Source organism: Olleya sp. YS (assembly GCF_029760915.1).
Taxonomy (GTDB): Bacteria; Bacteroidota; Bacteroidia; order Flavobacteriales; family Flavobacteriaceae; genus Olleya.
Genome location: NZ_CP121685.1, coordinates 684,332 through 700,269, shown reverse-complemented (window position 1 = coordinate 700,269; position 15,938 = coordinate 684,332). Strand labels below are relative to the sequence as shown.

Here is a 15,938-nt window from a genome sequence, read left to right as displayed (position 1 = left end):
TTAATTTTCTTACATTTGGAGGTTTAACAGCAACAATTACATGATTACACACATACAGGGAAAGTTAGTAGAGAAGAATCCTACAGACGTCGTTATAGATTGTAATGGTATTGGTTATTTAATTAATATTTCGTTGCATACGTTTTCTCAAATCCCAGATCAAGAAGCTTTAAAATTATACACGCACCTTCAAGTTAGAGAAGATGCACATACCCTTTACGGATTTGCTTCATTAGCAGAAAGAGAATTATTCAGGTTATTAATATCTGTAAGTGGTATTGGTACAAATACTGCACGTACTATGTTATCATCTTTAACGCCTAAGCAAATTAGAGAAGGTATAGCTACAGAAGATGTGGCTTTAATTAAATCTATAAAAGGTATAGGGTTAAAAACTGCTCAGAGAGTCATTATAGATTTAAAAGATAAAATCCTTAAAATTTATGATATAGACGAAGTTTCTGTTAGTCAAAACAATACTAATAAAGATGAAGCGTTATCTGCTTTAGAAGTTCTTGGTTTTGCTAAAAAACAAGCTGAAAAAGTAATAGATAAAATTGTTGCTTCAGAACCAGAAGCTAACGTAGAAACCATTATCAAATTAGCCCTAAAAAATTTATAGTTTATTTTGAATACTAATCAACATAGCTTTTATAAATATCAGAATTATTTTTTACTAACACTATTAGCATTATTAGTTTCAGTAGGTTCTTTTGCACAAGAAGGAAATCAAGTCGAACAAGATAGTACTAAAACAGGCTATAGTCTTGGGACTCTAGAAATGCCTAACCCTTCGAGTATTGAATCTAAATACACTTACGATCCGGTTACAGACCGCTACATATATACAGAGTCTGTTGGCGAGTTTAATATTAACTATCCAGTTATCTTAACGCCTCAAGAGTATCAAGACTTAGTGTCTAGGCAAAATTTAAAATCGTATTATAAAGATAAGATTGATGCCTATGATGGTAAAAAAGGAAATGCTAAAGAGGCTCAGAAAAATCTAATTCCAGAATTTTACGTTAACTCCAGTTTTTTTGAAAGTATTTTTGGAGAAGGACCAATATCTATTGTGCCTCAAGGTACAGTAGAAATGGATTTAGGTGTCTTATTTACTAAACAAGATAATCCTTCTTTCTCCCCAAGAAACAGGCGTAACTTTTCTTTCGACTTTGATCAGCGTATCAGTTTAAGTATGTTGGGTAAAGTTGGTTCAAGATTACAAGTCACAGCAAATTACGATACACAATCTACCTTCGATTTTCAGAATTTAGTAAAGTTGGAATATACACCAACAGAAGATGATATCATTCAAAAAATAGAAGTTGGTAATGTTAATATGCCAATTAATAGTTCTTTAATTTCTGGAGCACAAAGTTTATTTGGTGTTAAAACGCAATTAAAATTTGGTAAAACAACTATAACTGGAGTGTTTTCAGACCAACGTTCAGACGCTAGGTCTGTTGTAGCAGAAGGTGGTGGGACATTAGATGAGTTTGAGTTTTTTATTAGAGATTATGATGAAAATCGTCACTTTTTCTTAGCACAATACTTCCGTAACAATTACGACCAAGCTTTAGCTAATTACCCATTTATTAACAACAATATCCAGATTACTAGAATAGAAGTTTGGGTAACAAATAGAAGTAATCGTACAGAAAATGTAAGAAACTTTGTAGCATTTCAAGATTTAGGAGAAACAGCTGTTATTGGTAATCCAGGAGTAAATGTTTTTGGTGGACCTAATGCATTTCCGGATAATGGAAATAATGGTTTAGACCCAACAAACATTGGTAATGCTGGCTCGCAATTAACAGAACAAGTTAGAGATATTGCAACAGTACAAAACGGAATTTTAATTCCTGGATTTAATGAAGGGTTTGATTTTGCAAAACAAGAAAACACCAGAAAATTAACCGAAGGACAAGAATATACTCTCAATACACAACTAGGATACATATCCTTAAATCAAAGATTAAATAACGACGAGGTATTAGCAGTAGCTTACCAATATACAGTTGGTGGACAAGTGTTTCAGGTTGGTGAGTTTGCTAATGATGGGATTGGTGCAACAGATGTTGATGTAAATACGCAAGGTCAAGTAACTAGTGTTACCAATAATGCATTAGTTTTAAAATTATTAAAAAGTAGTATTACCAGTGTGTCTCAACCTATTTGGGACCTAATGATGAAAAACATTTATGACACAGGCGCTTTTCAATTAACTCAAGAAGATTTTAAACTAAATATTTTTTATAACGAATCTGCTCCAGTAAACTATATTACTGCTGTAGAAGGATCGCCATTCGGAGTGGATTTTGAAGGTAATCCAATTAGCGAAACAACTTTATTACGTTTATTTAATCTGGACAGATTAAACTTTAATAACGATCCACAAGCTAATGGAGATGGATTTTTCGACTTTGTTCCAGGGATTACAGTGATTCCTCAAAACGGTAAAATTGTATTTACTAAAGTCGAACCTTTTGGTCGATATCTTTTCGATATTTTAGATAATGATGGTAACTCAGGTAACAATGCAACAGATTACGAAGCTGATACCTACACCAATCCTAATCAAGAAAAATACGTATATGACTTACTATATAAAGCTACTAAAACTGCAGCTTTAGATGAAGTAGATAAAAATAAATTTCAAATAAAAGGACGCTATAAATCGTCAGGTGGAGATGGAATCCCAATTGGAGGTTTCAATGTGCCAAGAGGTTCTGTACGTGTCACTGCTGGTGGACGTGTGTTAGTAGAAGGTCAAGATTACACCGTTAATTATCAATTAGGTCGTGTTTATATCATTGACGAAGGTCTTAGAGCATCTAATATTCCAATTGAAGTCTCAACTGAAAACAACTCTATTTTTGGTCAGCAAACTAAACGTTACACAGGTATTAACGTAGAACACCAGTTTAATGAAAATTTTGTTATTGGAGCCACATACCTAAACCTTAACGAAAGACCAATAACACAAAAAGCTAATTATAATAGCGAGCCTATTAATAATACTATTCTCGGGTTTAATGCTAATTTTTCTTCAGAGTTACCTTTCTTATCTCGATTAGTAAATAAATTACCAAATATAGATACAGACGCACCTTCAAACATTTCTGTAAGAGGTGATTTTGCGTATTTATTACCAGGAGCACCAAAAGGAACCGATTTTAATGGAGAAGCAACCGCTTATATCGATGATTTTGAAGGTACTCAAAATGGTATTGATTTAAAATCTGCTCAAGCATGGAACTTATCTAGTAGACCATTAAATGTAAATGGTGTTGCTACGTTTGATGATAACGGAATAGAGAACGGTTACGGTCGTGCAATGCTTAACTGGTACACTATTGATCCAATATTTTACGGTAGTCAGCGTCCAAGTGGTATTTCAGATGACGATATGTCAAGCTTATATACCAGTCGTGTGTTTGTAAATGAGTTGTTTCCAGAACAAGATATTGCACAAGGTCAAACATCTGTATTAAACACTCTTGATTTAACATATTATCCAGTTGAACGTGGACCATATAACTTTGAACCAGGAACAGAAAATGGAACAACAGTAAATCCGCAAGACAGTTGGGCAGGAATCACAAGACAAATCACTTCTACAGATTTTGAACAAGCTAATGTAGAATACATAGAGTTTTGGTTACAAGACCCATTTCAAGAAGATCCAAGTAATCCAGGCGGAAAACTTTATATTAACTTAGGAAATATTTCTGAAGATGTCCTCAAGGATGGACGTAAGCAATACGAAAACGGTCTACCGCAAGATGGTAATATTAGTTTATTACCACAAACCGTGTTTCAATCTGTTGTACCACAAAACCAAGCCTTAATTTATGCGTTTGATACAACTGGACAAGAAAGAACTAATCAAGATGTTGGTTTAGATGGTTATGACGATGGTGAAGAAGCAGCAAACTTTCCACCAGGATTTTCTGGTTTAACAGATCCTGCTCAAGATAATTACAATTATTACCTAAATACAGAGGGAAGTATTTTTGATAGATATAAGTTATATAATGGTGTTGATGGAAATTCTCCAGATGCCTTTAGTGATACCAACAGAGGATCAACTACACAACCTGATGTAGAGGATGTCAATCGTGATAACACCATGAATACGATTGATAGTTATTTTGAATACGAAGTAGAAATTACACCTGCAACGTTAAACATTAATAATGAATATATTGTCGACACTAAAAACGTAACAGATAATAACAACCCAAGAGTCTTACCAAATGGTGACACCGCATTTCCTAAATGGTATCAATTTAGAATTCCAATTCGGACAGATGATGAATTTGTCGTTAACGGAATCACAGATTTACGTTCTATTAGATTTACAAGATTATATCTAAACGACTTCCAACAAAACACAACATTACGATTTGGTACTTTAGAGTTAGTGCGTAGTGATTGGAGACGTTTTCAATTGGCTTTAGATGGAGGACCAACACCTTTAGATTTTGACGATACAGCATTTACAGTTGGAGCAGTTAGTACACAAGAAAACGATGGTAGTTATGTATCACCTCCTAGTGTCGTGCCAGAGCGATTAAACAATAACAATACTATCGTTAGGCAAAACGAGCAATCTTTAGTAGTAGACGTATGTGATTTAAAAGCTAAAGACTCACGTGCTGTGTTTAAAAATATTAGTGTTGACATGCGTCAATATAAAAAGTTAAGAATGTTTATGCACGCCAGAGATGGAGAAACTCCTGGTTTGGCAGATAACGATTTAGTTGGTTTTATTAGAATGGGTAATGATTTGACACAGAATTATTATCAAATAGAAGTGCCATTACAAGTTTTTACTGGTGGTGCGACACCAGAAGCCTATTGGCCAGCAGCTAATGAGATTAATTTAGAGTTGGAAATTTTACAACGTATAAAATCTTTAGGTATTGCTAACCAAACATTAACCGATGGAACAGCTAATTTTTATGATGTCGTTGGAAACGATTTAGTTCCTGTAGCCGATGAGTTTTCTGGCTATGTTGCAGGACAACAACGTGTAGCTATAAAAGGTAATCCAAATTTTGGAGATGTTAGAACGTTGATGGTCGGTGTAAAAAACGGAACAAACTTACTACAATGTGGAGAAGTTTGGTTTAATGAGTTGCGTTTATCAGAATTAGAAAATGAAGGTGGTTGGGCTGCAATCGTTACTGTAGATACCCAATTAGCAGATTTTGCAAGTGTTAGTGCAACAGGACGAATGAGTACAGCAGGTTTTGGAAGTGTTAACCAAGGTCCTAGTGAACGTAGTTTAGAAGACAGTAAACAATACGATGTTATTACTAATGTTAATGTTGGACAGTTATTACCAAAAAAATGGGGTATTCAAATGCCATTTAATTATGGTCAAGGTGTTGAGGTTATTACACCTAAATTTGATCAGCAGTATGAAGATATCGAGCTTGACACGCGTCTAGATGAGGCTGCAAGTGATTTAGAACGCGATCAAATTTTAGAACAATCTGAAGAATACACCAAACGAAAAAGCATCAACTTTATAGGTGTTAAAAAGAATAGAACAGGAGATAGCAAACCACAATTTTATGATGTTGAGAATTTAACACTAAACTATTCTTACAACAAAATGGAACACCGTGATTTCGAAATCGAAAGATCGGTTGACAAGCAAGTCAGAGCAGGTGTTAATTACGCTTATAACTTTGAGCCAAAAATTATTGAACCATTCAAGAAAAACGATTCGCTATTTACTGGTAAATATTGGAAATTCTTAAAGGAACTTAATTTTAATGTACTTCCAGCAAGCTTTACAGTTAATACAGATTTAAACAGACAATTTAATCGTCAAAAATTTAGAGATTTAGACCTAACAGGTAACAATATTGGATTAGAAGAATTGTACAGGCGTAACTATACTTTTGATTATCAATATAACCTAAATTGGAATTTATCAAAGTCCCTTCAAGTTAATTATTCTTCGTCTAACAACAATATAGTTAGAAACTATTTTAAAGACAATATTATAAATGGCGAACCTGATCCTTTATTAGATGTTTGGGATGGTTTTTTTGATTTAGGAGATCCAAACCGACAACAACAACAAATAGGTATTAATTATGAATTACCTTTAAATAAAATACCAACACTAAGTTTTCTACAAGCAACATATTCTTACTCAGGACTATTCCAGTGGCAAAAAGGGTCTGATTTATTTGGAAATTTAGTTGGTAATGATGGTAATACCTACAATCTAGGTAACACTATTTCTAATGGTAATACACACAATATCAATTCAACTTTAGATATGAATAAGTTGTATCGATATTTAGGTATAACTTCAAAAACTAACAGAAGAGGGAATAAAGTTGCAAGAGGATCCAGAAGAACTGCGCCACCAACAACACCCAAAAAAGAAAACGCTTCAAAAGTTAAAAAGAAAGGAGATGGTATTGGCTCAAAAATTGGAAACTTTGGTATAGGACTATTAACATCTATTAAGCGTATACAAGCTGTTTACAGTGAAACAAATGGTACATTCTTACCAGGATATTTACAAACTCCAGGGTTTTTAGGGACAGCAAAACCTACTATAGGTTACACGTTTGGAAGCCAGAGTGATGTCAGAGAATTAGCTGCCAGAAACGGATGGCTGACTGCGTTTCCTGATTTTAATCAGCAATACACAACCAACCAGACTAAGCAGTTAGATTTATCGGCAAATCTAGAGCCAATTAATGACTTTAAAATAGACTTAGTTGGATTTAGGACTTACGCAGAAAACTATACTGAAAACTATAGAGTCGAAAATGGTGAATATCTATCATTAACACCAAATACTTTCGGAAACTTTAGTATTTCGTCATTTACATTACCAACTGCATTTGGTAAAAGTGATGAGTCAGGATCTGAAGCATTTGAAAATTTTAGAGCTAATAGATTAGAAATTGCAAGACGATTGGCAGTACAAAATGGTGCAGATCCAAATGATGTTGATGCAGACGGTTTCCCTAAAGGTTTTGGTAAAACAAGTCAACAAGTCTTGTTACCAGCATTTGTTAGTGCTTATACTGGTCAAAATGCTAGTAAAACTAAATTAGGAGCTTTAAGAAGTATGCCAATACCAAATTGGGATATCAAGTATTCTGGTTTCATGAAAATGAAATGGTTTAAGAAGAATTTTAAACGTTTTTCATTAACACATGGTTACCGTTCTAGTTATAGTATAGGTCAATTTAGAACAAATCTTGATTTTGATGGGATAGACTATAGTTTAGACTACGATGCGCAACCTAATGAAGATTTAGACCAAGCAGGAAATTTTAAAAGCGAAAAACTATACAGTAGTGTAACTTTAACAGAAATGTTTAGTCCATTATTCCGTTTTGATATGGAAATGAAAAACTCGGTTAGAGTATTGCTAGAAATGAGAAAAGACCGTATGCTCTCATTAAGTTTCGATAATAACTTAATGACAGAAATTGCAGGAAACGAATATGTTGTTGGTTTAGGATATCGTCTTAAAGATGTCCGTATAAAATCTAAATTAGCAGGTCCAAAAAAGTCTATAGTATCGGATTTAATTATGTCTGCAGATTTATCTGTAAGAGATAATAAAACTATTATTAGATACCTAGATTTAGATAATAATCAAATTACTAATGGTCAAACTATTTGGGGACTTAAGTATAATGCAGAATATGCGTTTAGCAAAAACCTAACAGGTATTTTCTATTTTGATTATACCTTCTCAGAATATGCAATATCTACCGCATTTCCTCAAACAACTATTCGCTCAGGATTGACCTTAAGATATAATTTCGGAAATTAATTGGGCATTGTTTGAAATTAATGTTCATTTAGATACATTTGTAACTCACTTAAAAATTATAAAATGAACATACCATCAGATTTAAAATATACTAAAGATCACGAGTGGATTAAAATAGAAGGTGACCAAATAACAGTAGGTATTACAGATTTTGCGCAAAGCGAATTAGGTGATATTGTTTATGTTGAGGTTGAAACTTTAGATGAAACCCTTGAAGCTGAAGAAGTTTTTGGAACTGTAGAAGCAGTTAAGACGGTCTCAGACTTATTTTTACCAGTATCTGGAGAGATTGTTGCGTTTAACGAAAGTTTAGAAGACGAGCCAGAAAAAGTTAATACAGATCCTTATGGAGACGGTTGGATGGTAAAGGTTAAAGTCTCTGATGCTTCTCAATTAGATAATTTACTATCTGCAGAGGATTATAAAGCGCTAATTGGTGCGTAAACTTTTACCTATATTAAGTTTTGGGTATTCAATAACTATACTAGTATTAAGCCTTATTAGTGTAAAAAGTGTAGCTGATTTTCCTAACGATTCGGATAAGGTTATGCATATTTTAGCACATGTAATCTTAACAGGTTTATGGTTTTATACTTTACATTATTATTACAATAAAAGTGTAAAACAATCGCAAATTATTTCAATAATTATTTCTTTAGTATTTGGTATAATTATTGAAGTATTACAACACACAGCAACACAAAGTCGAGAAGCAGATTTTAAAGATGTTATTGCTAATATTATTGGTACCCTTGTAGCAGTGTTGGTTATTAATTTAATTATAAAAATGAAAGTTAAAAACTATTAATACTTTGTTTTTTTGACAAATAAATGGTTATTTTAGCATTCAGTTAATATTTACAGATATGGAATCTAAAAAAAATTCAAAAGCAGATGTAGGACGTAACAGTTCGCTATACGTCGCAGTAGGTTTAGCTTTAATGCTATTTTTAACCTACACAGGTCTTAACTATACAACTACAGAAAAGTCTGATATTGATATAGGACAATTAGTTTTTGACGACGATGATGATGATGATGTACCAATCACAGAAATATTAAATACACCTCCACCACCTCCACCACCTCCAGCAGCTCCAGAGGTTATTGAGGTAGTAGAAGACGAAGAGGATGTAGAAGAAACTATTATAGAGTCAACTGAAACTACACAAGAAGAAGTTGTAGAAGTAGAAGTAGCAGATGTAGAAGTAGAAGAAGTAGAAGAAGATATTGATGTACCTTTCTCTATTATTGAAAACGTGCCAGTATATCCAGGATGTGAAAATGCAGGTAACAATGATGCTAAGAAAAAATGTATGTCTGAAAAAATCGGAAAGTTTGTTAGAAAAAATTTCAACTCTAACTTAGCACAAGATTTAGGTTTAGATAGTGGTATTAAACGTATCAATGTTGGTTTTAAAATTGATAAAAACGGAAACATCGTTGGTATTCAAGCTAGAGCACCACACCCAAAATTAGAGGCAGAAGCTAAACGTGTTATAGCTAAACTACCAAAAATGAAACCTGGTAGACAGCGTGGTAAAGCAGTAAATGTACCTTACGGATTACCTATTACTTTCAAAGTAGAATAATTACAATTCCATATAGATTAAAAATCCCGTTACAATTAAGTAGCGGGATTTTTGTTTTTGGTACGTTTATTGTGATTTCTTCATAACATTAACATTTAAACTATAGATATTATGAAAAATTCCAAGGAATTGCACAATCTCACTCGCCAAAATGAGAAAAACGTGCAAAAATCACAAAAACACGATGTAAATTTACGAAAAAACTCATCGCTTTACTTCCAGATTGGGTTAATTATGTGTTTACTGGCTACCTATGGGTCATTAGAAATGCGTTTTGAAGATAAAACGTATAATCTTTCTGAAAGGATTATAGACGACCCAGAAAAGGATTATATGTTTGCACCAGTTTTTAAAGTAGAACCTGATGCGGTTACTACTAAAGAACCTTTACAGAAACAACCAGTACGACCAGACAATCCGACTATAGTTCCAGATGATACTCCAGATACTAAAGTAAATAAAGATGATTTAGTATCAGATATCGTTCAACCAACAAAACCAGAGGGCAAGAAGCCTCCAGTAAATGAAGGAGATTTAGATATTAAAAAACCGGATGAAGAAGTACATGTAAATTTTGTAGAGATGGTACCAATTTATCCTGGTTGTGAAAAGGCTAAAAACAATGACCAACGTAGAAAATGTATGTCAGATAAATTAGCCAAATTGGTTAAAAATAAATTTGACAGAGATTTAGGAGAACAGCTAGGTTTGAAAGAAGGAATCCAACGTATATATGTGAATTTTAGAATTAATAAAAATGGAGATGTCGAAATCATTAATACAAGAGCACCACACAAAGATTTAGAAAAAGAAGCAAATCGGGTTGTAGATAAAGTACCGCAAATGAAACCGGGAAGACAAGGTGGACAACCAGTGTCGGTTTTATATTCACTACCTATTGTATTTCAAGTTAAATACTAACATAAAATATAGAGTAATTAAAGTCGTTATCTTTTAAGATAGCGACTTTTTCTATTATAAAGCGTTTAAAAAAAAGCAGTATCTTTCAGCAAAATTTAAACCTCAAACTAAATATGAAGACTTTCATTTTAGGATTAGTATTAACTTGTTCTGTTTTTACCTACGCACAAGACACAACTATTTACCAAGTACCACCTCGTTTCGAAAATTGTAAAGAGACCGATAACAACCAACTACATAATTGTTTTAATCAAGAAGTTTATAATATAATCTATTCAGAATTTAAACTTCCAGAAGCTACTAAAGCAGACTATAAAGGCGAAGTCTCTATTGTATTTGAAGTCACTAAAGAAGGAGAGTTTAAAACTATTTATGTAGATGCTCAATCTGCAGCATTAAAAGAAGAAACCATTAGGGTATTTTCAGCATTCCCAAAAATAGAACCAGCGACATATAATGGTAATCCAACATTTAAACAATACAGTATGGTATTGTATTTTCCATTAAATGAAAAAAACAAACCTACTAATCTGCCTACCATTACAGCAAGTACAGAAAATGAAAATGTTGAAAAATCAAACGAGATTGAACAACTCACAGTTTTACAACAAAAAGCAAAACAAGAGTTTGATAGCGTACAACAATCTATGTTAAAGTACACTAATAAAGCGTATTCCAGTCAAGTTAATATTCCGTTTTCACATGAAAACTATTTTAGGTTTGATCAAGATATTAATCGAGTGGGCACTAATAGCCATACAGCATCAAAACCATATATGTATGAAGATGTTTCTAATTACTACGATTTTTCAGCTGAAAACGATGCATTAAAAAAGGACACTCAAACTTGGGCAGGACGCAAATTATGGAATGAGCATTTAGTGCAATTACAAGGCAAAGACTATTGGTTTACCATTGATCCCATTTTTGATTTACAATTAGGAAAAGATACAGATGCAGATTTTGGAAGCACTTACAATAACACACGTGGATTATATGTACAAGGAGGCTTAGGTAGAAAGCTTAGTTTTTCAGCTTCGGTATATGAAAACCAAGGACGTTTTGCACAATATTTTAATCAATATGCCGAGAGCTTAAAAGCATTTGGACCAGATCCAGCAATTATTCCTGGACGTGGTATTGCTAAACGTTTCAAAGAAGATGCTTATGATTATCCAGTTGCAGAAGCCTATTTATCGTATTCGCCAACCAAATTTATGAATATCCAATTTGGACATGGAAAACAATTTATTGGTGATGGTTACAGAAGTTTACTGCAAAGTGATGTGGCTAGTCCATATCCATTTTTAAAACTCAATACTAAATTTTGGAAAATAAAATATACCAATACATGGACTTGGTTAAAAGATGTGCGTGACGAAGCAACAGTAGATAAAGCCTTTAGAACAAAATACATTGCCAACCATTACCTAAGTTGGAATGTATCTAAACGATTTAACTTAGGATTATTTGAGTCTGTAGTTTGGGAAAACACTAACGACAGAGGTTTTGATATCAACTACCTTAATCCATTAATATTTTTTAGAGCAATCGAGTTTGAAACTGGTCAAGGCGCAGGAAATGCTATTTTAGGAGCATCAGCTAAATACAAGTATAGCGATAATGTCAATGTTTACGGACAATTTATTTTAGATGAATTTTCACTAAGTGATGTTACAGGTGGAGACAAAAGTTGGAAAAACAAATTTGGGTTTCAGTTAGGAGCAAAATGGTACGATGCCTTTAAAGTTAAAAATTTAATGCTTCAAGCAGAATATAACCAAGTTCGACCTTACACGTATTCACACAATACTATTGTATTAAATTATGCCCACAACAATCAGCCTATGGCGCATCTTTGGGGAGCCAATTTTAGAGAGTTGGTTCTTATTGGACGTTACCAAAAGGACCGATGGTTTGGAGAAGCAAAAGTAATTACAGGAGTTAGAGGGTTTGATGTGAACGATGGTACAGATAACTTTTTTTACGGAGGAGATATTTTTGGTGACGAGCGTGATAGACCATCAGATACAGGAATAACCATTGGTCAAGGTATTAAAACAACGTCTGTAAATGCCAGTGCGCAATTGGGTTATTTAGTTAATCCAGCGTCCAACTTAAAAGCATTTATAAATGTAAGCTATCGTAATTTTAATCCAGAAGCGCAGACGCTTTCTGTATTTAATAATAGTACTGCTTGGATTAATTTTGGAATACGAACAGACTTATTTAATTGGTATTTTGATTTGTAGGATAATAATTTCTAGTTTGCTTTAATCTAAAATAATAGAAGAAATTAATTGTGATTAAAATTGCTAAAATAATTATTGTCCCTATACTTTGTGTATTGTCATTGAGTTTTGTGAACTTTTGGATTATACCATTAATTTTTTGTTTGGTAATTACATTATGCAATCTAAAAGAATTTAATTTTAAAACTGCTATTAATTTTTTTGTTGCATCATATATTAGTTTTATTCTTGGAATATTAGTTTACTCTTTAATAGGAAATTTATTAGAGCTAGTCCTTGAAAAAAGATTTCAAATAGGAAAATTTCGCATTGTAGATATTTCGTATTTATTTGTTGTTGGTATTATATCTCCAATGCTGTTTTTTTATATAAATTCATTATTCATAAAGAAAATTAGCTTTTTCAATAACTTGAGAAAAATCTTAATTGGAGTTATTGTTATCTCTTTGGCTTTGATAATTATTTATTCATATGACATTCATTCAGATTTTAGTTTTAAAATATGGCAATTTGTTGTCGCTATTATACTCCAATATATCATATTAAATAATTTTGATAATGGTAGTGAAATGGAAAATATAAAAACGTAAAACAAATAAATAGTAATAATTTGAATCAACCTATTCAAAATAAATATTGACTCAACCGTTTATTAAAACCATAAGCTAAAAACCTTGTGGTTTTTTTATGCTAAATTCCTTTTTAGCAGTATCTTTGCACCAGCAAAAAAAGACGTTGGTTTGAGTACAACAGCAACACCTACAATAAAACACACAGCACTATCAGATTTTAAAGAAATCACAAAAATGCGCTTGTCACTAAGCGTCGTGTTTTCGTCTGTTGCTGGTTATTTTTTAGGAGCAGATACCATCAGTTTTAAAATCGTTTTATTGCTGGCTTTAGGTGGTTATTTTATGGTTGGTGCTAGTAACGCTTTTAACCAAATTATCGAAAAAGATTTAGATGCTTTAATGCATCGTACCAGAAACAGACCTGTTGCTTCTGGACGTATGACAGTAAATACAGCATTTATGATTGCTTGTATATTTACTGTTTTAGGGATCATTATACTGTATACAATTAATCCGCAAACTGCCATGTTTGGCGCGATTTCCATATTTTTATATACAAGTGTTTACACGCCTTTAAAAACAAAAACACCTTTATCTGTGTTTGTTGGTGCTATTCCAGGAGCTATACCATTTATGTTAGGATGGGTAGCTGCAACAAACGATTTTGGGATAGAACCAGGAACGTTGTTCGCCTTACAGTTTTTCTGGCAATTTCCACATTTTTGGGCTATTGGTTGGTTTTTATACGAAGACTATAAGCGTGGAGGCTTTTTTATGCTACCGACAGGAAAACAGGATAAAGGAACAGCTGTTCAAACCATATTATATACCATCTGGACTATTTTAGTATCCATAGTTCCAGTTTTTGGAGTCACAGGACAATTAAAATTATCCATTGTTGCTGCAATTATTGTATTTGGTTTGGGACTAGTCATGTTGTATTATGCGATTTTATTGTATAAAAAAATGACTGAAAAAGCAGCGAAACAATTGATGTTATCAAGTGTATTGTATATCACATTGGTACAAATTGTATATGTAATTGATAAATTTATAAGATAAAATGGATTTAACCCAAGGAACCATAGAAGAGAAAAATGGACGTGCAAGAAAAATGATGTTGTACTTTGGTATTGCATCGTTAATTATGTCGTTTGCAGGTTGGACTAGTGCTTTTATTGTAAGCAGTAGCAGACCAGATTGGCTACAAAATTTTGAAATGCCTCAACCGTTTTGGATTAGCATCATTATTATGATTGTTAGTAGTATTACCTTCATAATAGCCAAAAAAGCATTAAAACAAGGTAATAACAGTTTAACCACTGCAATGTTAGGATTGACGTTTGTATTAGGATTGTTTTTTATTTACAATCAATTTAAAGGTTTTAATCAAATTATAGACTTAGGATACAATTTTACAGGACCAACCAGTAATGTTACAGTAACGTATATCTACTTAATTGCAGTTGTACATATTGTACATGTTGTAGTCGGTCTAATTCCTGTGTTAGTGGTGTTAATCAACCATTTAAGAGGAAAATATTCAACAGAAAACATCGTAGGATTTGAACTAGCAGAAACCTTTTGGCACTTTGTAGATTTGCTTTGGATTTACCTGTTTTTTTTCTTGTACTTTTTTCTAAATTAAAAAGTATCAATCCAATAAGTCAATAAACCTTATTTAGACACTATAAAATTTAGAGTTTGCTATTTTTTTAACTGAATAAAATGATTATTTTTGTGCCACATTTAAACAACTAATTCAACAATATGAACACTACAGTTGCAACTACTGATACAGAAGGAAAAACTTGGGAAGGTGGTAATCAACCATTAAAGGCGAGTTATGGTAAGATGATGATGTGGTTTTTTATCGTATCAGATGCTTTAACATTCTCAGGATTTTTAGCAGCCTATGGTTTTTCAAGATTCAAATTTATAGACGCTTGGCCAATTGCAGACGAGGTATTTACGCACGTACCATTTTTCCATGGTAACTACCCAATGATTTATGTAGCGTTTATGACGTTTGTTTTAATTATGTCTTCTGTAACTATGGTATTAGCTGTAGATGCTGGTCACCACATGAACAAGAAAAAGGTAACTTGGTACATGTTTTTAACCATTATTGGTGGTTTAATTTTCGTTGGTTCTCAAGCGTGGGAATGGGCAACTTTTATTAAAGGAGATTATGGAGCTGTGCAAACTAAAGGTGGTAATATCCTTCAGTTTGGAGAATATGCAACAGTTGATGGTGAACAAAAATTTAAGCGTTTGTCTATTACAGATTTTGCTGTAGCTTCACCAACAGAAAGAGTACAACACGGTCGTGACGTTGGATTATGGTTTGTTGAAGAGGCTTCATTACCTGCTTATCAAGTTAGCGATATAGTTAAAGGGATGGAAGCTAACCCTAATATTTTAGTGAGAACACAAATTATAAACGAAGAAGGAGAAAAAACGGTATTATCAAGAGAGGAGTCATTACAGCAAATTAAAGAAAATGGTAGACTAGTGGTACAAGGTGCAAACCTAACGGTTAATGAGTACGGTTCACCATTATTTGCAGATTTCTTTTTCTTTATTACTGGATTTCACGGATTTCACGTATTCTCTGGAGTAGTCATTAACATCATTATTTTCTTTAATGTTATTCTAGGTACTTATGAAAGACGTAAAAACTATGAAATGGTAGAGAAAGTTGGATTATACTGGCACTTTGTAGATTTAGTTTGGGTATTTGTATTTACTTTCTTCTACTTAGTTTAAT

11 protein-coding genes are annotated in these 15,938 nt (G+C 32.8%); all 11 read left to right on the top strand.

All coding sequences use genetic code 11. The features are described 5' to 3' along the window. The first annotated feature begins 40 nt into the window (after positions 1-40). The 11 genes from ruvA (at position 41) to Ollyesu_RS03270 (ending at position 15,937) form a co-directional block, all read left to right on the top strand. Positions 41-622, top strand: coding sequence for a Holliday junction branch migration protein RuvA (gene ruvA / locus Ollyesu_RS03320; protein ID WP_279302378.1), 582 nt, complete (start codon positions 41-43; stop codon positions 620-622). 6 nt (positions 623-628) lie between these two features. Further along, a complete protein-coding gene (gene sprA, locus Ollyesu_RS03315; protein ID WP_279302377.1) occupies positions 629-7,831 on the top strand; it encodes a cell surface protein SprA in 7,203 nt (2,400 codons plus the stop codon). A gap of 63 nt (positions 7,832-7,894) precedes the next feature. After that, entirely contained in the window at positions 7,895-8,275 is a 381-nt protein-coding gene (gene gcvH / locus Ollyesu_RS03310; protein WP_279302376.1) for a glycine cleavage system protein GcvH, read from the top strand. Then, positions 8,268-8,639, top strand: a complete 372-nt coding sequence (locus Ollyesu_RS03305; RefSeq protein WP_279302375.1) for a VanZ family protein — start codon at positions 8,268-8,270, stop codon at positions 8,637-8,639. The genes gcvH and Ollyesu_RS03305 overlap by 8 nt, the downstream gene beginning before the upstream one ends. Before the next feature lie 58 nt (positions 8,640-8,697). After that, positions 8,698-9,423, top strand: a complete 726-nt coding sequence (locus Ollyesu_RS03300; protein ID WP_279302374.1) for an energy transducer TonB — start codon at positions 8,698-8,700, stop codon at positions 9,421-9,423. A 111-nt stretch (positions 9,424-9,534) separates the two neighbouring features. Then, the gene (locus Ollyesu_RS03295; RefSeq protein ID WP_279302373.1) at positions 9,535-10,344 is read left to right on the top strand and encodes an energy transducer TonB; all 810 of its coding nucleotides are present in this window, start codon (positions 9,535-9,537) and stop codon (positions 10,342-10,344) included. Between the two features lie 113 nt (positions 10,345-10,457). Further along, positions 10,458-12,596, top strand: coding sequence for an energy transducer TonB (locus tag Ollyesu_RS03290; RefSeq protein WP_279302372.1), 2,139 nt, complete (start codon positions 10,458-10,460; stop codon positions 12,594-12,596). A 50-nt stretch (positions 12,597-12,646) separates the two neighbouring features. Then, a complete protein-coding gene (locus tag Ollyesu_RS03285; protein WP_279302371.1) occupies positions 12,647-13,186 on the top strand; it encodes a hypothetical protein in 540 nt (179 codons plus the stop codon). Positions 13,187-13,336: 150 nt separating this feature from the next. After that, positions 13,337-14,230: a heme o synthase gene (cyoE, locus tag Ollyesu_RS03280; protein ID WP_279302370.1), complete on the top strand. Its 894-nt coding sequence runs from the start codon at positions 13,337-13,339 to the stop codon at positions 14,228-14,230. A gap of 1 nt (position 14,231) precedes the next feature. Further along, the gene (locus tag Ollyesu_RS03275) at positions 14,232-14,816 is read left to right on the top strand and encodes a cytochrome c oxidase subunit 3 (protein WP_279302369.1); all 585 of its coding nucleotides are present in this window, start codon (positions 14,232-14,234) and stop codon (positions 14,814-14,816) included. Between the two features lie 122 nt (positions 14,817-14,938). Next, on the top strand, positions 14,939-15,937 hold the full coding sequence (locus tag Ollyesu_RS03270; protein ID WP_279302368.1) for a cytochrome c oxidase subunit 3: 999 nt from the start codon (positions 14,939-14,941) through the stop codon (positions 15,935-15,937). The last annotated feature ends 1 nt before the right edge of the window (position 15,938 follow it).